The sequence below is a fragment of the Pseudomonas sp. AP19 genome (genome assembly GCF_001728855.1).
In the GTDB taxonomy this organism is placed as follows: domain Bacteria; phylum Pseudomonadota; class Gammaproteobacteria; order Pseudomonadales; family Pseudomonadaceae; genus Aquipseudomonas; species Aquipseudomonas fluorescens.
The window spans coordinates 1-18,731 of the sequence record NZ_LXJP01000085.1; the positions used below are offsets into that span (position 1 = coordinate 1).

Below are 18,731 nucleotides of genomic sequence, written 5' to 3' on the forward strand. Positions count from 1 at the left end.
CCGTTCTCTGTGCCCATCATGGAAGGTCTTGCGCCCCACCTAAAACTAATTATGGATAAAGCGAAGCGCGCTGGCTTCACCTCAGATGACCAATTGTTCAATGTGAACCGTTTTTCGATGCATTACCGTGGTCGAGTGATGACGCCGGATCAGGTCGAAGCAATGTACCGTAAGCTGACCCAAAAATTTGGAGCCCGAATCACCCCCCATCGTTTTCGTCATACCTTGGCCACAGATCTGATGAAAGAACCAGATCGCAATATTCATCTCACGAAAAACCTGCTGAATCATTCGAACATCGCGACGACGATGAGCTATGTCGAGGTCGACTACAGCCACATGCGCACGGTCCTGCATGAGCGTAGCGTGATGCAAGGGGCATTAAGGCGTATCCGGCGCGAAGACACGAGCGGAGCGTCATCACGATCACATGGGACGGTCAGAAGGCTAGATAGACCGACTGTGAAGCTGCCCTCTTCCAAAGCCTTGGAAGAAATAGCCATAGCCATGGCACTGTCGACGAATCCAACGCTTAAGCAAGCTTTGAATCACGTAGCCAATTACTTTGGTGAAATACAGGAACCTCAGCGCGATCAGGAACATCCGCCTGCAGAAATGAATACCCTAGCTGCTCTCATGTCTTCTGCAATCAGAAGGCCAAGCGTGGCATCAGGGTATTCGAGTGCTGAGTTAGCGAGACCAACCAAATTATCACCATGACAACCGATCAGGGTTAAGCGCGCCGGCGTAGCAGCAGCGCCCTACCGCTTACAAGCACGTATCGCGCATGCCAACGTCGCGTTGGTAGAGGCATCTGCGCGCAAAAAATATGAACGCACAAAAAAAAGGCAAAAAAAAGACGCCTAGAAGGCGTCTTTTTCAGTGGAAATGGTCGGGGTAGGGGGATTCGAACTCCCGACATCCTGCTCCCAAAGCAGGCGCGCTACCGGACTGCGCTATACCCCGGCATGTGCAACGAAAATCCGTTGCACATTGACATCATGCGACAACAAAACTACTGTTTGCCGCAGACGGCTGCATGTCGATCGAGTAGATACTGCTCAACTCCGCCCTACTTAACACACATCCGCTTTGAAAATGGTGGGTCGTGTGGGATTCGAACCTACGACCAATTGGTTAAAAGCCAACTGCTCTACCAACTGAGCTAACGACCCGCTGTGTGGTGGCGCGTATAATACTGATTTCTAAGGATTATTCAACACCTTATTTGAAATAAATCAGAAATAACGCGTTGGGTCGGTAATTCCGGCGGTTTGGAAGCCTTCTGCACGCAGTCGGCAAGCGTCACATTTCCCACAAGCACGGCCAGCATCGTCTGCCTGGTAGCAGGAAACAGTCAGCGCGTAATCCACGCCAAGTCCTACGCCAGCCCTCACAATGTCTGCCTTGGTCATGTTCTGCAGCGGGGCCTGGATACGAAAGCCCTGCCCTTCCACACCAGCCTTGGTCGCCAGGTTGGCCATGCGCTCGAATGACTCGACATACTCTGGACGGCAGTCCGGATAACCGTTGTAGTCCAGTGCGTTGACGCCGATGAAGATGTCACGGGCATTGAGTACTTCGGCCCAACCGAGAGCCAGGGACAGAAACACGGTGTTGCGCGCCGGCACGTAGGTCAACGGGATGCCTTCGCTGGGCGCCTCGGGCACCTCGATGCTGCTGTCGGTAAGGGCTGACCCGCCGATGCCATTGAGGTTGAGTCCGATCACCTTGTGCTCGACCACACTCAAGTCACGGGCGACACGCACGGCGGCGTCCAGCTCGGCGCGGTGGCGTTGACCGTAGTCGAAGCTCATCGTGTAACAGAGGTAGCCCTGCGCTTGTGCCATGGCAACCATGGTGGCGGAGTCAAGGCCGCCGGACAGCAAGATGACTGCGCGCTTTTGACCCGTCATGTCAGCGCCCCGGCTCGTCATTCCACAGGTATTTATGCAACTGCAATTGCAGGCGCACCGGCAGGTTGTCCGCCACGACCCAGTCGGCCAGGTCGCGGGCGTTCAAGTCATGATGGCTCGGCGAGAACAATACTTCGCCGGCACGACGGTCGAGGCCGTATTGGATCAGCTTGGAAGCCGCCCAGTCATAATCGTCGCGCGAACAGATCACGAACTTGACCTGGTCGTTGGCCGTCAGCAGATCGATGTTCTCGTACAGGTTACGGTGCGCTTCCTTGGAGCCTGGGGTCTTCAGATCGACCACTCGGCTTACGCGCGAATCCACGGCAGAGATGTCCAGCGCTCCGCTGGTCTCCAGCGAGACTTCGTAACCTGCATCACACAGTTGCTTGAGCAACGGGATGGCATTGGGCTGGGCCAGAGGCTCGCCACCGGTCACGCAGACGTAGCGCGGCTTGAAGCCGGCAACCTGCTCAAGGATGTCGTCGAGCGTGCGCACGGTGCCGCCACTGAAGGCGTAGGCGCTGTCACAGTATTGGCAACGCAAAGGGCAACCGGTCAACCGTACAAATACGGTGGGCAGGCCAGCGGTTCGCGTTTCACCCTGCAACGAGTAAAAAACTTCGGTAATACGTAATGTGTCTTGCATAGTCGCCACGGGCGTAACAGCTAAACAGGCTGTCCGCCTCCGTCAGGCACTTCAAGGGATTGCGCCAACGCGTCAACCCCAAGGAGCGTGTTTCATAAAAGGGCGTGGATTCTAACGAAAAAACCCGCGCCAGGCGCGGGTTTCTTCTAAACGGGCGACATCGCTTACAAGCGTTGCAGATCCCGCTGGGCCAACTGAGCAGCAGAGGTACCCGGATACTGGGCAACCACTTGCTGCAGAATGCCTTTGACCTTGTCGGTATGACCCAGGCGGCGTTCTACGTCGGCCAATTTGTACAGCGAATCAGGCACCTTGGCGTGCTTTGGGTACAGCTGGCTGACCTTGGCAAAAGCCTGGCCTGCTGCTTGTAAATCACCCTTGGCCAAGTTGACCTCACCCAACCAGTACTGGGCATTGCCCGCGTACTGGCTGTTTGGGTACTTGCGCAGGAATGCGGTAAAAGCCTGGCTGGCCTTATCGAAATCCTTGGCTTTGATCAGGTCGAAGGCTGCATCGTAATACAGTTTTTCCTTCGCTGGATCACCCGGTTCGCTGCTGGCGGCAGGGGCTTGGCTAGCCGCCGCTGCCCCTGCTGCGGCACCACCGGCGGCAGCGCTTGGCGCACCACCGGCGGAAGAATTATCAGGAGTTGCGGCAGGTGTTACGCCGGCTCCAATGCGTCGATCAAGATCCTGGTAACGCTCCAGGCCTTCTTGCTTCAGCTGGTTCACTTGATTCTGCAGTACTTCAATCGCGCCTTGTTGCTGCGACAATTGATCCTGCATGCGTTGCAGCTGGTTGAACAGTTCGCCCTGTGCCGAGGGGGCGGACGTAGCCGCCCCCCCAGCATAGGCGCCGTTCGTGCCATAACCCGCTGGCGGATAACTGCTCCCGCTATTGTTATAGCCAGAGTTGCTATCTTCCACAGGAACCGCAGCCCACACCGCAAGCGGTGCGAAGCTGAGAGCCAATACAGTTAGAGCACGACGGCACGTTCGCATGACGAATTACTTACGCAGTTCGACGCGACGGTTTTGAGCCCAGGACTGCTCGTCGTGGCCAGTAGCAACTGGACGCTCTTTACCGTAGGAAACCAGTTCCAGTTGGCCTGGAGCAACACCTTGCAGTACCAGGTAGCGCTGAACGGCTTTCGCACGACGCTCGCCCAGTGCCATGTTGTACTCACGAGTACCACGTTCGTCAGTGTTACCTTCCAGAACAACGCGAGCGCCGTTAGCTTTCAGGTCCTTCGCGTGAACGTCCAGAGCGCGCATGGCTTCTGGCTTCAGGTCCGAACTGTCGTATTCGAAGTAGAAAGTGGTGATAGCGCGCAGAGCAGCTTCTTCGCTCAGGGAGCCGTCAACTGCACCAGTGTTAGCGCCGTAACCAGCGTTTGGATCAACAGCTGCGCCTTCACCGGCATTGTCGCCGCCTTTAGACGAGCAACCAACGGCTACGGACAGAGCCAGAGCCAGAGCAGCAAACTTACCAAACTTCAGCATTTCCATCGTGAAACTCCTAATGAACCCCAGTGTGTTAAGCAAATCTTTTTGTAGCGCCGCGTCAGTTCAGGTAAGGGGACCAGGACGGTTCTCTGACTTCGCCTTGTGCGGTAGGAAGCGGGAGCCTTACGCGTCCATTAATGGACACGAGCATCAAGACTCCCCGGCCCTGCTGGCGGGTGGCGTAGATTACCATGGTGCCGTTGGGCGCAACAGTAGCTGACTCATCAAGGTTGGTGTCTGTGAGGATTTTTACCGTTCCACGCTGCAAATCCTGGGCCGCAACCCGGAAATTAGTGAAACCATCCTGACGGTGAATCATCACCAACGTCTTTTCATCAGCCGAAAGCTTAGGGTTGGCATTGTAGTTACCAATAAAGGTCACGCGTTCTGCGCCACCGCCACCTACGCTTGTTTTGTAGATTTGAGGCTTGCCACCACGGTCGGAGGTGAAGTAGATGGTCGAACCATCCTTACCCCAGAACGGTTCGGTGTTGATGCCCGGGCCGCTGGTAACACGGCTGATCTGGCGCGAAGCCATGTTCATCACGTAGATATCCGGGTTGCCATCCTTGGACAGTACGAATGCCAGGCGCGAACCATCCGGTGACCATGCTGGCGCACCGTTGAGGCCTTCAAAGTTGGTGATCTGCTCACGACGGCCAGTATCGATGTGCTGGACGAAGATACGCGGACGGCGCTGTTCGAACGACACGTAGGCAATACGCTTGCCGTCCGGCGCGAAACGCGGCGACAGGATTGGCTCACGGGACTGCAGCAAGGTCACGGCGCGCGCGCCGTCGTAGTCCGAACGCTGCAGCGTGTAACGCGTGTTGTCTACGGAGAAACGCTCAGCCGTTACATAAAGCAGGCGTGTCGAGAACGCACCCTTGATACCGGTGAGTTTTTCAAACGACTGGTCCGAGATGTAGTGCGCCATGTCCCGCAGTTGTTCGGCGGTGCCCGATACGCTGCCGGTCAAGACCTGCTGCTCGGTAGCCACGTTGAACAACGTGTACTGGATTTGCAGGCGACCGCCGGCCGGCACGATGTTGCCGACCATCAGGTACTGGGCGCCGACGGCCTTCCAGTCACGGAACACAACTTCGCTGGCCTGGTTCGGCTGGCTGATCATGTTGCCTTTCGGAATCGGCGCGTAGTAACCGGAGTTGCGCAGGTCGTCACTGACGATCTGGGCCATGTCGTCCGGCAGCACGCTGCCGCCCTGCCAGCCGAACGGTACAACCGCGATCGGGGTGGCCCGATCACTACCGCTGGTGACCAGGATGTTCTTTTCATCCGCCGCCGCTATCCCTGCCATACAGCAAATAACGACAAGCATTCCTCGAAGAAGGTTTCTCACAAGGCTAGATCCTCAGGTGTGAATGTCATCTTGAATGAACGATAGGGAGCGAAGTCGCTTGGTTTCATTCCCTGCATCTCGGTCAACCGGCCAATGTTCTTGACCGCGGCAACCGCCGAACTGTCGAACGAACCGTCACCACTGGACTTGGAAACGCTGACCGAAGTCACCGTGCCGTCCGGCAACATGCCGATCTGCAGCACTACTGTCATACCTTTACGTGCCGAAGGTGGACGCGTCCAACCTTCCGCTGCCCGTGCCCGAATCAGGTCGTCGAAACTGCCCGCGACTTCATCACCACGCTCATCGGCCAAGGCTTGCTGACGCTGCGGCGTGTCGGAAAGCAAATCTGCCAAGGCCTGGGCCTTTTTCTCTTCGGCGGATTTACGTGCTGCTTCCTGGGCCTTTTTCTTGGTGGCATCGGCGGCAGCTTTCTTCTTCGCGTCGTCGGCGATCTTTTTCTTCGCCTCGTCTGCTTCAGCTTTTTTCTTGGCGTCTTCGGCGGCTTTTTTCTTCGCGTCTTCGACTATCTTTTTCTTGGCCTCTTCAGCGGCCTTTTTCTTGGCCTCTTCTTCGGCAGCTTTTTTGGCTTCTTCTTCAGACTTCTTCTTGGCTATATCAGCCAATTGTTTCTCTTCGGCCTTTTTGGCTTCGGCAGCTTTCTCGGCTTTCTTGGCTTCATCAGCCTTTTTCGCCTCGTCAGCTTTCTTGGCTTCGTCAGCCTTTTTCGATTCCTCGGCCTTTTGAGCCGCCTCTTCTTTCTTTTGTTCCGCAGCAGCCTTCACCGCTTCCTGCTCGACCTTCTTCTGTTCCATCTGCTCGACTTCGGTCTGGCGCGCTGCCGACTTCTGGGCCTCACCCGCAATCTTCTGATTGGTCTGGGTGGTGGCCTGACTTTTCGATTTCAGCTGATACAGGGTCGCCTGCACGATCGGCTTGGCTGGCGGCAGGTCCGGTGTCATGGCAAAGCTGACGAACAGCATGCCAAACACCAGGACGTGCAGGGCAATTGCCCAGACGCTAGGCCAGAAGTAGCTTTCCGAGGCGGACGGCTCTCGCTGTTGGTGCATCAGGGCGCCTCGGTAATCAAGCCAACGTTACCGACGCCGGCCTTCTGCAGCCCGCCCATGGCGCCCATGACGGAGCCATAGTCAACCGACTTGTCGCCGCGAATAAAGACCTGGGTGTGCTTGCCGCCTTCATTGCCGGAGCGAATGATCTTGGTCACCGCGTCAGTCATGGCCGGCAAGGTCAAGGCCTTGTCCTGCTGTTTCTGAGTGTCGACTTCGCTGCCAAGGTTCCAGTAATAGGTCTTGTCAGCCTTGATCGAAATGGTCAGGACCTGAGTGTTGTTGTCTTGCGGCAAGGCTTCGCTGGAAACCTTGGGCAGATCAACCTTCACGCCCTGATTCAGCATCGGCGCGGTCACCATGAAGATGACCAGCAGCACCAACATCACGTCGATGTAGGGCACTACGTTCATCTCGGCGACCGGCTTGCGCTTTTTGCGAGCTCGAGCGATTAAAGCCATTGGGAAATACCTGCTTATTCTTCGCTGGTGTGCACTTTACGGTGCAGGATCGCCTGGAACTCGTCGGCGAAGGTGTAGTAACGGCTGATCAAGGTTTCGCCGCGTGCGGCAAAACGGTTGTAAGCGATTACTGCTGGAATAGCAGCGAACAGGCCGATCGCGGTAGCGACCAGGGCTTCGGCGATACCCGGGGCCACAGTGGCCAGGGTGGCTTGCTGGGCCTGAGCCAGGCCACGGAAGGAGTTCATGATCCCCCACACGGTGCCGAACAGACCGATGTACGGGCTGACGGAGCCGACGGTAGCGAGGAACGGCAGGCTCTGCTCGAGTTTCTCTTCTTCGCGTGAAATCGCGACGCGCATGGCACGGGCCACACCTTCCATGACCGCTTCAGGGTCGACGCCCGGCTGCTGACGCAGGCGCGAGAACTCCTTGAAACCGGCGCGGAAGATTTGCTCGACGCCCGAATCCGGGTCCGGGTTGCTGCCCGCCTGACGGTACAGCTTGGACAGGTCGATACCCGACCAGAAGCGCTCTTCGAAGCTCTCCAGGGCACGTCGACCGGCACGCAGCAAGTTGCTGCGCTGAAAAATCATGACCCAAGAGGTAACCGATGCGGCTACCAGGATCAGCATCACCAGTTGAACCACAACACTGGCATTGCTGACCAGGCTCCACATGGAGGAATGGTCGACGACGGTAGGTTCCACGCTAAATCTCCTGCTTTGATTGTTTACCCGCGCCGCTTACGCCGGCAAAGGCCGCACGTAGAGCTTCGGGAATGGCCCGGGGCTTCAAACTATTGGTGCGCACACACGCCACCAGGAACTGCCCCTCACAGAGCAGCGTTGCATCCGTTGCCCGCCTGACTTGCTGTTTAAAGCGCAGGCTGACACGGTTCAATTCGATTACTTCCGCGCTGACCAGCAGTTCATCGTCCAGCCGCGCCGGCGCGTGGTAACGCGCCTCGCTGGAATGCACGACAAACAACAGGTCCTCCCCCGCAAGCGTGGATTGGGCAAAGCCCAACTCCCGTAGCCGCTCGGTTCGAGCCCGCTCCATGAACTTGAGGTAGTTGACGTAATACACGATGCCGCCAGCATCGGTGTCCTCGTAATAAACGCGACAGCGATGTGCGAACGACTGATCCCCGTTTTGCGCGCGCATACTCTAGTGCTTACTCCTCAGGTTGCCAATCCGGCTCGCAACTGTTTTTTCATTCTCGCTCTGGGTTCTCGAGAATATTTATAACGACTGAATGACGACACCAGCCACTAGGACAGCACAAACTTAAGATAAATCGACTGGCATGATCTTTTTAATCGTCCACTGCATCGAGGAATTCGTCTACTACAGGCATCTCGCCCAATCGTGACGGAATGTTTAACCCAAAGTGCAAATAGGCGTGGCGCGTCACCACTCGCCCCCGTGGCGTACGCATGATGTAGCCCTGCTGGATCAGGTACGGCTCCAGCACATCCTCAATGGTATGGCGCTCTTCACTGATGGCGGCCGCCAGGCTGTCCACGCCCACCGGCCCACCGTCGAACTTTTCGATCATGGTCAAGAGTAGACGTCGATCCTGATGATCGAAGCCATGCTCGTCCACATCCAGCAGGTTCAACGCCAGGTCGGCCACGGCCTTGGTGATATGCCCCTTGGCCCGCACCTCGGCAAAATCGCGTACGCGACGCAACAAACGGTTGGCGATCCGTGGCGTGCCACGGGCCCGGCGGGCGATTTCAAAGGCGCCTTCCGGGTCCAGGGGCAAGCCGAGAATGCTCGCTGACCGGCTGACGATGGTCGCCAGGTCAGCGGTGCTATAGAACTCTAGACGTTGAACAATGCCGAAACGGTCTCGTAGCGGGTTGGTCAGCATGCCCGCGCGAGTCGTTGCGCCGACCAATGTGAAAGGCGGCAGGTCGAGCTTGATCGAGCGGGCCGCCGGGCCCTCGCCGATCATGATGTCGAGCTGGAAGTCTTCCATGGCCGGGTACAGCACTTCTTCGACGATCGGCGACAGCCGGTGAATCTCGTCGATAAACAGCACGTCGTGGGGCTCAAGATTGGTCAGCAGCGCCGCCAGATCACCCGGACGCTCCAGCACCGGGCCGGAGGTGGACTTGATCGACACGCCCATTTCCTGCGCGATGATATTGGCCAGGGTGGTTTTACCCAGCCCCGGCGGGCCGAAGATCAACGTGTGGTCCAGGGACTCATTGCGCCCGCGCGCGGCCTGGATGAACAACTCCATCTGCTCGCGTACGGTCGGCTGGCCGATATATTCAGCCAGGCTCAGCGGGCGGATGGCCCGGTCCTGGACTTCTTCACGGTCGCGCGGGCCGGTGGCCGCGATCAGACGATCTGCTTCAATCACTTAAATCATTCCCTTCAGGGCTCGGCGGATCATGTCTTCGCTGCTCAGGTTCTTGTCCTTGATGGCCGACACCGCCTTGCTGGCCTCCTGCGGCTTGTAGCCCAGGGAGATCAACGCGCTGACGGCATCGCTTTCGGCACTTGCAAGCTGCCCCACCGGCATATCCGGCTGGTTCGGCACCAGGGCAAACATGCTCGGCACGACTTCCCAGGCCTTGAAGCGGTCCTTGAGCTCCACCAGCAGGCGCTCAGCGGTTTTCTTGCCGACCCCCGGCACCTTGGTCAGCGCGGAGGTGTCCTGGGCCGAAACAGCGCGTACCAATTCATCCACTTCCAGGCTCGACATCAACGCCAAGGCAAGCTTGGGCCCCACGCCATTGAGGCGAATCAGTTCGCGGAAAAAGTCGCGGTCACGCTTGCCAATGAAACCATAGAGCAATTGCGCGTCTTCGCGCACCACCAAGTGAGTGTGCAGGGTCAACGGCTCGCCGATCGATGGCAGGCGATAGAGGGTGGTCATGGGCACTTCCAGCTCATACCCCAACCCATTTACATCCAGAATCAGGTGCGGCGGCTGTTTTTCAGCCAGGGTGCCGCGCAAGCGTCCAATCACGGTTCAGATCCTTAAAGCTTGGGGTCAGAACACGGCCTGACCGGAAATTACGATTGCGCTGATGCTATCAGAGACGCAGCCGCCCGCCACGACTGCGTGCCGTGCCCAGGCCATGCGGCAACAGACTGGAGCGGGTGTGGGCATGGCAAATGGCAATAGCCAGGGCGTCGGAGGCGTCGATTTGCGGTTTTGAGGTGAGCTTGAGCATGTGCATGACCATCATCTGCACCTGCTCCTTGTTTGCCGCACCGGTGCCCACTACGGCCTGTTTGACTTGGGTCGCCGTGTATTCGGCGATTTCCATGCCCTCCTCCGCACCGGCGACAATGGCGGCGCCACGGGCCTGGCCGAGTTTGAGGGCCGAGTCGGCGTTTTTGGCCATGAAGACCTTTTCGATGCCCATCGTGACCGGCCCGTAGGTTTGGATCACTTCACGCACGCCGCGATAGACGATCTGCAGGCGCTCGGCCAACTCGCCCGCGCCGGTGCGGATGCAGCCCGAGGCGACGTAGACGCAGCCACGCGGGGTCTGTTGCACCACGCCAAAACCGGTAATGCGCGAACCGGGGTCGATACCTAGGATTAAAGTCATAACGCCTGCGGGTTGGGGGAAACACAATTCTTGCGGCCAACATCGATCAACTGTGGGAGCTGGCTTGCCTGCGATGCAGGCACCTCGGTGCGTCTTCTAAACCGAGGTGATGCTATCGCAGGCAAGCCAGCTCCCACATGTTGATCTACATCATTCTTCAGACCAGCTGTGCTGCGACTTCTTCTGGAATGTCGGCATTGGAATAAACGTTCTGCACATCGTCCAGGTCTTCGAGCATATCGAGCATCTTCAGCACTTTCTGCGCGCCGTCCAGGTCCAGCTCGGCGCTGGTGGTCGGCAGCATCACGATTTCCGCGTCAGTGCCTTTGAAACCGGCCGCTTCCAGCGCATTACGCACGGCATAGAACCCGGCAAACGAGGTGAATACATCGATGGAACCGTCTTCGTTGGTGACTACGTCGTCGGCGTCCGCTTCCATGGCGGCTTCCATCAACGCGTCTTCATCCGTACCGGGCGCGAAGGAGATCTGCCCCTTGCGCTCGAACAGGTAGGCCACCGAACCGTCGGTGCCCAGGTTGCCGCCGCATTTGCTGAATGCATGGCGCACCGCTGCCGCCGTACGGTTGCGGTTGTCGGTCATGCACTCGACCATTACCGCCACCCCACCTGGGCCATAGCCTTCATAGCTCAGCTCGACCATGTCGTCGGTGTCGGCCGCACCGGCACCACGGGCCACAGCGCGGTCGATGATGTCGCGGCTCATGTTGGCGCCCAAGGCCTTGTCCAGCGCCAGGCGCAGACGCGGGTTGGAGCCTGGGTCACCACCGCCTTGGCGGGCGGCGACGGTCAGTTCGCGAATCCACTTGGTGAAGATCTTGCCTTTCTTGGCATCCTGACGCTCTTTGCGGTGCTTGATGTTCGCCCACTTGGAATGGCCAGCCATAACACAACTCCGAAATTCTCTAGAAACCTTATCAATCCCGCCCCAGGCAGGAATTCCCTCTTTTAAACGCAAAGGCGCATCCGAAGATGCGCCTTTTTGACTGCGTAAAACCTTATTGCGCTTTCACGCCGCAGCCTTACTCAGCCTTCGGCGTCTCGCGCAGACGGATATGCAGCTCGCGCAGCGCCTTGGCATCCACCACGCCCGGAGCCTGGGTCATCACGTCCGCAGCACTCTGGGTTTTCGGGAAGGCAATCACTTCACGGATCGACTGGGCGCCGGTCATCAGCATCACCAGACGGTCCAGACCGAACGCCAGGCCACCGTGCGGCGGTGCGCCGTATTTCAGGGCGTCGAGCAGGAAACCAAACTTCTCTTCCTGTTCCGCTTCGTTGATGCCCAACAGGCGGAAGACCGCTTGTTGCATCTCTTTGCGGTGGATACGGATCGAACCGCCACCCAACTCAGTGCCATTGAGCACCATGTCATAGGCACGGGACAAAGCGCCGGCCGGGTTGGCTTCCAATTCTTCAGGCGAGCACTTCGGCGCGGTGAACGGGTGGTGCAAGGCGCTGAAGCTGCCGTCGTCGTTCTCTTCGAACATCGGGAAGTCGACGACCCACATCGGCGCCCACTTGCACGTCAGCAGGTCCAGGTCGTGACCGAGCTTGATGCGCAGTGCGCCCAGCGCTTCGCTGACGATCTTGGCCTTGTCGGCGCCGAAGAACACGATGTCGCCGTCGACCGCGCCAACGCGATCCAGGATCGCGTTCAGGTTGTCCAACGGGATGTTTTTCACGATCGGCGATTGCAGGCCATCAACACCGTTGGCGCGTTCGTTGACCTTGATATACGCCAGGCCTTTGGCACCGTAGATGCCGACGAACTTGGTGTAGTCGTCGATCTGTTTGCGCGGCATGCTCGCGCCGCCGGATACACGCAGGGCAGCGATACGGCATTTAGGGTCGTTGGCCGGGCCGCTGAACACCTTGAAGTCGACTGCTTTGAGCTGGTCGGCCACGTCCACCAGTTCCAGCGGAATACGCAGGTCTGGCTTGTCGGAACCGTAGCGGCGCATGGCTTCTTCGAAGGTCATGTGCGGGAATTCGCCGAATTCCAGATCCAGCACTTCCTTGAACAGGTTGCGGATCATTTGCTCGGTCAGGCCCATGATCTCTTTTTCATCGAGGAAGCTGGTCTCGATGTCGATCTGGGTGAATTCTGGCTGGCGGTCGGCACGCAGGTCTTCGTCACGGAAGCACTTGGCGATCTGGTAGTAACGGTCGAAGCCAGCCACCATCAGCAGTTGCTTGAACAGCTGTGGCGATTGCGGCAAGGCGAAGAAGGAACCGGCGTGGGTACGGCTCGGCACCAGGTAGTCACGCGCGCCTTCCGGGGTGGCCCGGGTCAGGATCGGCGTTTCGACGTCGAGGAAGCCGTTCTCGTCGAGGAAGCGACGGATGCTGGTGGTCATGCGCGAACGCAGACGCAGCTTCTCGGCCATTTCCGGGCGACGCAGGTCGAGGAAGCGGTAGCGCAGGCGCGTTTCTTCGCCAACGTCGGAATACTCGTTGAGTGGGAACGGCGGGGTTTCCGACTCGTTCAGCACTTCGAGCTCGTAACCCAGCACTTCAATTGCGCCGGACGCCATGTTGGCGTTCACGGCACCGGCCGGACGCAGGCGAACCTTGCCGGTGATCTTCACAACGTACTCGCTGCGCACACGGTCGGCGGCGGCGAAGCTCTCGGCGCGGTCCGGATCGAACACCACCTGGGCCAGACCATCACGATCACGGATATCGAGGAAAATCACCCCGCCGTGGTCGCGGCGACGGTGAACCCATCCGCAAAGGGTGATTTCCTGACCATCCAGGGTCTCGTTCAGTTGGCCGCAATAGTGGCTGCGCATCATGGTAGTGGTTTCACTTCTCGTAATTCGAAATTCGGTGGAGGCTCGCCTCGTCACCGTACAGTTAAGCAGGGGACGGATAATGCAGGAGCCTGCGCGTAGAGTTCAACTCAGTCTGCTTTGTCGCCGCCCGCCAGGTTTTTCTTGGCGCCGGTCTTGAAGTCGGTCTCGTACCAGCCGCCGCCGCTCAGGCGGAAGCCCGGCATGGACAACATCTTCTTCAGCTCAGGAGCCTGGCAGGCAGGGCAATCGACCAGCGGCGCTGCGCTGATCTTCTGAATGGCTTCCAACTGATGACCACAGGAAGCACATTGATAGTCGTACATGGGCATGGAGATGTCTCGGCGATCAGATCGTTACTGCGCCACGCCCGGCCCTGTGGATAAACCCAAGGCGTGCGCAGCAAAGCGCGGGATTATATCTGGTAAATCGAGGCAGTGCAGCCGGCTTTCTGCCCGAAGCCTGGCCCGCCTTGACGGAGGGCCCGCTTCGCAACTGCCGGATTAATCGGGGTTAAGGGCGCTGATACGTCCTTTTAGTACGTGAACCACGCACACCACCCTGACCAGCCCACTGAAGTTCTTCACCCCTCCGTACCTTAAATGCACTTCCCGGTCGACGTAAGACAGCAACGCACTGACTGAGCAGGCATTGATCCCGGCTATCTCCGTAAGGATATTCCAATAGATCTGTTCAAGCCGCAGGCAGGTCGAGAACCCATTGAGTCTGACCGACCGGGACAACGGCTTGGCCAGCCCCATGTCGAACCCTTTTGCAAAGGGGTCGACCTTTATCTTATGAAAACCACAGGTTTCCATCACTCCATTACACACTCCACGTGACATACACCTGACACTCCATTGCCAAACAGCAGCCCATGGGTTTCTCCCATTGGACAGTAGGCCTATAAAACAGCAGGACGAGAGGGGCAGCCAGAAGACGGGGAGTCGATAATCGTAGGACAACGCCAGGAAGCGCAGAGAAACAAGCGAGCGGCGCCAGGAAGGCGCCGCTCAGGCACGAAGCTTATTGATTTTCGAGCAGGGAACGCAGCATCCACGCGGTTTTCTCGTGGACTTGCATGCGCTGGGTCAACAAGTCCGCCGTCGGCTCATCGCTGACCTTGTCGAGCAAGGGGAAGATCCCGCGCGCGGTACGTGTCACCGCTTCCTGGCCTGCCACCAATTGCTTGATCATTTCTTCGGCACTTGGCACACCCTCCTCTTCCTTGATGGACGACAGGCGGGCGTAGATCGAATAGGCACCCGGTGCCGGGAAGCCCAGGGCGCGGATACGCTCGGCAATGGAGTCCACTGCCAGGGCGAGTTCGGTGTACTGCTCTTCAAACATCAAGTGCAGCGTACGAAACATGGGGCCCGTGACGTTCCAATGGAAGTTGTGGGTTTTCAAATACAGTACATAGGTATCGGACAGAAGCCGTGAAAGCCCATCGACGATGGATTTACGATCTTCTTCACTGATACCAATATCGATTGCCATGTTTTTCCCCTTCAATTGACGAATATTCATTGATCAGGTGCAGGACCACTCTAGCAAGAGTGCCGCCGGTGTGCAGCCCACCTCACGCAGGTGCCATGCGACAAATCGCCCCGCTCTCCCCCAAGGCTGTCACTCGCCCGCGACCGGCGGACAAGCTTTGCGCAGGTCAGGAAACATTCAAAATGTCGCCCGAAAAGCCCGCACCTGTCTAGGACAAGCGTTTGATGCAGAAATGCCCTGCTGGCTTTAACGCCCCGAAATGCTTGATTTGAGTAGGCACAGCCTTTGCTGTTAAATAGACATCGTGTGGTTCGCCGTTTATTTCTGCGGCCGCCACATAGGCTGATACCCGCGCACGTGCTCAACGCCTCCCATTGTTCAGAAGCGAACCGTGCCAGTCAGCTCTTCCTTGTGATCCTTCTTAACGTGAGTTAATCAAAATGTTGAAAATCGTCCACCTGCTAACGGGCGTTGCAGCTTTGCTGCTGTCCTTTATACCGAGCTTGCAACAGGGAAGCCCTCCCTACCTGGAACAACACGACGCTCTGTACCTGGCCTTGTTCGGCCTTCTTAACCTGACGCTGGTACCGGTAATCCCTTACTGGAACAAAGGCACGCGTCATCAACTGCAAAACCTGGTCAGTGCGTTGCTGGTGCTGACCGTTGTCGTTCAAACCCTCACCCTCCTGGCACCGATGCCTGAAGTAGGCGGCCACCCAGCCATCCTGCTCAGCCTGGTGATTGCTGTGGTCGCCATCGTTCTTCACCTGGCCATCAGCTTCTACCGTTCGTCCCCCGCCGCCGCGTCGCAAAGCTACGACATGACCAACCGGGATACCGGGACCGTCAAGTGGTTCAACACCTCTAAAGGCTTCGGCTTTATTTCCCGCGATTCGGGCGACGATATCTTCGTCCACTTCCGGGCTATCCGTGGCGAAGGCCATCGCGTCCTGGTCGAAGGCCAGCGCGTGGAATTCTCCGTCATGAACCGCGACAAAGGCCTGCAGGCCGAAGACGTGATCGCGGCATTGCCGCGTCGCTGATTCCCACCCGCAGCGCAAAAAAAACCGCGATCCAGCTTGGCTGGGTCGCGGTTTTTTATTGCGTGCTCATTAATAGTGAGGCGGTGGGGCCTCTTCTTCGGATGACTCGAACTGGCCACCCATTTCTTCCTGGCGTTTGAGCAGCGCCATCATCTGCAGTTGCAGCCGTTCAACCGCACGCTGCTGGGCGACGAGGATGCCATTGAGGGTATCGATGGTGTCGTCCTGAAAGGCCAGACGGCTTTCCAGGTCGGTGACGCGTTCTTGCAGGTCCATGATTCAGTCCTGGGTAAAGATGAAGCCGGCAGGCAATAACACGCGCAGTCGGCTGCGGATCGCCGCCACTTGCTCCTCGGTATAAGGCTGGGCCGGGTGTTTGCCCCAGACCGGTGCGGGCCAGGCAGCGTCATCCCGTTTGCGCACGATCACATGCACATGCAGCTGGCTGACAACGTTACCCAAAGCGCCAATGTTCATCTTGTCGGCCACGAAGCCTTCATTAAGCAGTTGCGCCAAGGCCGTCGTTTCTTTCCACAGTGTTTGTTGATCTGCGACATCCAGTTGAAACACTTCACTGATACCCTCGATGCGCGGCACCAGGATAAACCAGGGGTAGTTCGAGTCGTTGGACAGCAGCAGGCGACAGAGCGGAAAGTCCCCAATGGCCAGTGTGTCTTGTTGCAGGCGTTGATCTAAGGCGAACACGCGGGCACTCCGTTCGGCAGGTCGATATCAGGTGCCCAGCATACCTTTGAATGCGTGAGGCTTCACGGCCAATGCAGGGGAGCCGTGAGGCAACCGGATAAAAAAGCTGCACCTTTTCGAGGCAGCCGAATATTTGAGCTACGCTGATTCGGGCCTGAACGGGATGCACCAAAATGACCCACCTGTGCCTCAAAGAGATCCGCCAACTACCCACTCAAGGGGGTGAACCGGTAACGTTTTACCCTGGCACAGGTTTTGTGTACCACCCCACAGGTGACACACCCGGGCGTCAAGCCCAAAGTAAACGACGTAAGAAGCCCGTGCTTATGCGGTTTTTACACTGCCGTAACGGTTTTCACGAAAAAATGACATTCGGTTACCGCTTTGTGCACGCTTGTTGCATTGACACTCGTATAGTCGACAAGGGCACCCGCCTGGAAGCAGGTGTTTCGCGATAAAAAACAGCAGCGTTTGAGTGCGCACCAAGGACGACTTCAAACTTCGAAAGCGGTCTGAAAACAGCACTTAAGTTGTCAGCCCTGTTACATCGGGCTGTGAATTTGCGACATGGAACTAGCAATTTACGACAGCCTCGTAAAGAAGCTGAAAGGATAGATGGGTAAGTATCGTCAATAGGGTCTGCGTGATATAACTTTGCGCCGACACAAAAAAGAAAGAGCCGCCCAGATAAAAATACAGGTGGGACGGCAGTACTCTTCCTAAAACCAAAGGAGCAAATCACGATGCGCGTGATGAAGTGGAGCATGATCGCCCTGGCTGTTTCAGCAGGCACCTCGCAATACGCAATGGCGTCCGCACAAGACGACGCCAAGGGTTTTGTTGAAGACAGCACTTTCAGCATCAACACCCGGTTGCTGTATTTCAGCCGTGACAAGCGCAACAACGACACCGGCCAAAGCCGCACCGAAGAAACCGGTCTGGGTTTCAACGGCCTGTACCAATCCGGCTTTACCCAAGGCACCGTTGGTTTCGGTGTTGATGCCATTGGCCTGCTGGGCGTCAAGCTCGACAGCGGCAAGGGCCGCGCCGGTACCGGTCTGTTCCCTACCGGTTCTGACGGTCGCTCGGAAGACGACTACTCCAAAGGCGGCGCTGCGGTTAAGTTCCGTATTTCCAACACTGTGCTGAAAGTCGGTGATCAATACACCACCGCACCGGTGTTCGCCTCCGATGACAGCCGTCTGCTTCCAGAGCTGCCGCAAGGCTTCTCGCTGACCAGCAACGAAATCAAAAACCTGAAACTTGAGGCCGGTCACTTCACCTCGATCGTTGCCCAGGATCACACCTACAAAGACAGTATCAGCAGCTCCGAACCCAACACCGGTCGCGGCCTGAGAGCGGCTAACTTCGTGGGCGGCGTTTACGCCTGGACCCCAGAGCTCACCACTAGCCTCTACTACTCGAAAGTCGAAGACTATTGGAAGAAACTCTACGCCAACGTGAACTGGACCCACGCGCTTACCGACAACCAGTCGGTCGCCGTAGACTTCAACATCTACGACACCAAAAGCGATGGCGCCGGTCTGCAACGTGCTGAAAAAGACAACACCACCAAGCTCGACAACCGTGCTTACAGCTTGCAAGGCGCGTACACCGTCGACGCTCACACCTTTACCCTGGCCTACCAGAAGGTTAGCGGTGATGGCGACTACGGCTACGGCGTAGACGGCGGCGGTTCGATCTTCCTGGCTAACTCCGTTGCACGTTCCGACTTCAACGCCGAGGGTGAAAAATCCTGGCAAGCTCGCTACGACCTGAACATGGCCAAATTCGGCATTCCAGGCCTGAGCTTCATGACCCGCTATGTGACTGGCAGCGGCGCCGACAACGGCACCACGACCAATGCCAAAGAATGGGAACGTGATATCGAAGCCAAATACGTGATCCAGAGCGGCCCAGCGAAAGACCTGAGCCTGCGCGTACGTCAAGCGACCTATCGTTCGTCTGACGGCGTGTACTACGGTTCGGCGTCTATCGACGAACTGCGTCTGATCGCGCAATACCCGCTGAACATCTTGTAATCGCCAGTTTGATTACAACGATGAGTTAAGGCTTCGGCCTTAAATAAAAAGCCGCTCCCTTGCATGCAAAGGAGCGGCTTTTTTAT

The 18,731-nt window shown here is 57.6% G+C and carries 22 protein-coding genes and 2 tRNA genes; 3 read left to right on the plus strand and 21 right to left on the minus strand.

Going from position 1 to position 18,731, the window contains the following annotated elements; all coding sequences use genetic code 11:
* Window positions 1-720, plus strand: a 720-nt coding sequence (locus tag A7D21_RS31965; protein WP_141718308.1) for a site-specific integrase, incomplete at its 5' end; no start/stop codon positions are given.
* 169 nt (window positions 721-889) lie between these two features.
* Here A7D21_RS31965 and A7D21_RS31970 read toward each other — a convergent pair.
* The 19 genes from A7D21_RS31970 to A7D21_RS32060 all read right to left on the minus strand — a co-directional run bounded on the left by A7D21_RS31970 (window position 890) and on the right by A7D21_RS32060 (window position 14,855).
* A tRNA-Pro gene (locus A7D21_RS31970) sits at window positions 890-966 on the minus strand.
* A gap of 133 nt (window positions 967-1,099) precedes the next feature.
* Window positions 1,100-1,175 (minus strand) — tRNA-Lys (locus A7D21_RS31975).
* Between the two features lie 63 nt (window positions 1,176-1,238).
* A complete protein-coding gene (queC, locus tag A7D21_RS31980; RefSeq protein ID WP_096236742.1) occupies window positions 1,239-1,916 on the minus strand; it encodes a 7-cyano-7-deazaguanine synthase QueC in 678 nt (225 codons plus the stop codon).
* Between the two features lies 1 nt (window position 1,917).
* Window positions 1,918-2,565 carry a 7-carboxy-7-deazaguanine synthase QueE gene (queE, locus tag A7D21_RS31985; protein WP_053257751.1) on the minus strand — a complete coding sequence of 216 codons (648 nt, stop codon included), beginning with the start codon at window positions 2,563-2,565 and terminating at the stop codon, window positions 1,918-1,920.
* Between the two features lie 164 nt (window positions 2,566-2,729).
* Window positions 2,730-3,566: a tol-pal system protein YbgF gene (ybgF, locus tag A7D21_RS31990; protein WP_069553645.1), complete on the minus strand. Its 837-nt coding sequence runs from the start codon at window positions 3,564-3,566 to the stop codon at window positions 2,730-2,732.
* 6 nt (window positions 3,567-3,572) lie between these two features.
* Entirely contained in the window at window positions 3,573-4,073 is a 501-nt protein-coding gene (gene pal, locus A7D21_RS31995; RefSeq protein WP_003209827.1) for a peptidoglycan-associated lipoprotein Pal, read from the minus strand.
* Window positions 4,074-4,128: 55 nt separating this feature from the next.
* Window positions 4,129-5,409 (minus strand): Tol-Pal system beta propeller repeat protein TolB, encoded by a 1,281-nt coding sequence (gene tolB / locus A7D21_RS32000; protein ID WP_169875597.1) that lies wholly within the window; start codon window positions 5,407-5,409, stop codon window positions 4,129-4,131.
* A gap of 17 nt (window positions 5,410-5,426) precedes the next feature.
* Window positions 5,427-6,500: a cell envelope integrity protein TolA gene (gene tolA, locus A7D21_RS32005; RefSeq protein ID WP_053257754.1), complete on the minus strand. Its 1,074-nt coding sequence runs from the start codon at window positions 6,498-6,500 to the stop codon at window positions 5,427-5,429.
* Window positions 6,500-6,952, minus strand: a complete 453-nt coding sequence (gene tolR / locus A7D21_RS32010) for a protein TolR (RefSeq protein WP_161793227.1) — start codon at window positions 6,950-6,952, stop codon at window positions 6,500-6,502. The genes tolA and tolR overlap by 1 nt, the downstream gene beginning before the upstream one ends.
* A 23-nt stretch (window positions 6,953-6,975) precedes the next feature.
* Complete coding sequence (gene tolQ, locus A7D21_RS32015; protein WP_024077143.1) at window positions 6,976-7,671, minus strand: protein TolQ; 696 nt, start codon at window positions 7,669-7,671, stop codon at window positions 6,976-6,978.
* Between the two features lies 1 nt (window position 7,672).
* Window positions 7,673-8,128 carry a tol-pal system-associated acyl-CoA thioesterase gene (gene ybgC, locus A7D21_RS32020; protein ID WP_069553646.1) on the minus strand — a complete coding sequence of 152 codons (456 nt, stop codon included), beginning with the start codon at window positions 8,126-8,128 and terminating at the stop codon, window positions 7,673-7,675.
* 151 nt (window positions 8,129-8,279) lie between these two features.
* Window positions 8,280-9,338 carry a Holliday junction branch migration DNA helicase RuvB gene (gene ruvB / locus A7D21_RS32025; protein ID WP_053257756.1) on the minus strand — a complete coding sequence of 353 codons (1,059 nt, stop codon included), beginning with the start codon at window positions 9,336-9,338 and terminating at the stop codon, window positions 8,280-8,282.
* Window positions 9,339-9,950 carry a Holliday junction branch migration protein RuvA gene (ruvA, locus tag A7D21_RS32030; RefSeq protein WP_053257757.1) on the minus strand — a complete coding sequence of 204 codons (612 nt, stop codon included), beginning with the start codon at window positions 9,948-9,950 and terminating at the stop codon, window positions 9,339-9,341. It abuts the gene before it with no gap.
* Window positions 9,951-10,017: 67 nt separating this feature from the next.
* On the minus strand, window positions 10,018-10,542 hold the full coding sequence (gene ruvC, locus A7D21_RS32035) for a crossover junction endodeoxyribonuclease RuvC (protein ID WP_016975450.1): 525 nt from the start codon (window positions 10,540-10,542) through the stop codon (window positions 10,018-10,020).
* A gap of 157 nt (window positions 10,543-10,699) precedes the next feature.
* A complete protein-coding gene (locus A7D21_RS32040) occupies window positions 10,700-11,446 on the minus strand; it encodes a YebC/PmpR family DNA-binding transcriptional regulator (RefSeq protein WP_053257758.1) in 747 nt (248 codons plus the stop codon).
* 136 nt (window positions 11,447-11,582) lie between these two features.
* A complete protein-coding gene (gene aspS, locus A7D21_RS32045) occupies window positions 11,583-13,358 on the minus strand; it encodes an aspartate--tRNA ligase (RefSeq protein ID WP_069553647.1) in 1,776 nt (591 codons plus the stop codon).
* A 107-nt stretch (window positions 13,359-13,465) separates the two neighbouring features.
* Window positions 13,466-13,687: an FmdB family zinc ribbon protein gene (locus A7D21_RS32050; RefSeq protein ID WP_017139808.1), complete on the minus strand. Its 222-nt coding sequence runs from the start codon at window positions 13,685-13,687 to the stop codon at window positions 13,466-13,468.
* A 171-nt stretch (window positions 13,688-13,858) separates the two neighbouring features.
* A complete protein-coding gene (locus A7D21_RS32055; protein WP_069553648.1) occupies window positions 13,859-14,200 on the minus strand; it encodes a ribbon-helix-helix domain-containing protein in 342 nt (113 codons plus the stop codon).
* Between the two features lie 181 nt (window positions 14,201-14,381).
* The gene (locus tag A7D21_RS32060) at window positions 14,382-14,855 is read right to left on the minus strand and encodes a Dps family protein (RefSeq protein ID WP_053257761.1); all 474 of its coding nucleotides are present in this window, start codon (window positions 14,853-14,855) and stop codon (window positions 14,382-14,384) included.
* Window positions 14,856-15,295: 440 nt separating this feature from the next.
* Here A7D21_RS32060 and A7D21_RS36495 point away from each other — a divergent pair, with 440 nt between their 5' ends.
* Entirely contained in the window at window positions 15,296-15,898 is a 603-nt protein-coding gene (locus A7D21_RS36495; RefSeq protein ID WP_053257762.1) for a cold-shock protein, read from the plus strand.
* Between the two features lie 69 nt (window positions 15,899-15,967).
* On the opposite strand, the gene A7D21_RS32070 is transcribed toward A7D21_RS36495, so the two are convergent.
* Together A7D21_RS32070 and A7D21_RS32075 are read right to left on the minus strand one after the other, a co-directional pair.
* Window positions 15,968-16,174, minus strand: coding sequence for a SlyX family protein (locus tag A7D21_RS32070; protein ID WP_053257763.1), 207 nt, complete (start codon window positions 16,172-16,174; stop codon window positions 15,968-15,970).
* A gap of 3 nt (window positions 16,175-16,177) precedes the next feature.
* Window positions 16,178-16,603 carry an HIT domain-containing protein gene (locus tag A7D21_RS32075; protein ID WP_069553649.1) on the minus strand — a complete coding sequence of 142 codons (426 nt, stop codon included), beginning with the start codon at window positions 16,601-16,603 and terminating at the stop codon, window positions 16,178-16,180.
* Between the two features lie 743 nt (window positions 16,604-17,346).
* Between A7D21_RS32075 and A7D21_RS32080 the strand changes: the two genes are divergently transcribed.
* Window positions 17,347-18,645 (plus strand): OprD family porin, encoded by a 1,299-nt coding sequence (locus A7D21_RS32080; RefSeq protein WP_069553650.1) that lies wholly within the window; start codon window positions 17,347-17,349, stop codon window positions 18,643-18,645.
* The last annotated feature ends 86 nt before the right edge of the window (window positions 18,646-18,731 follow it).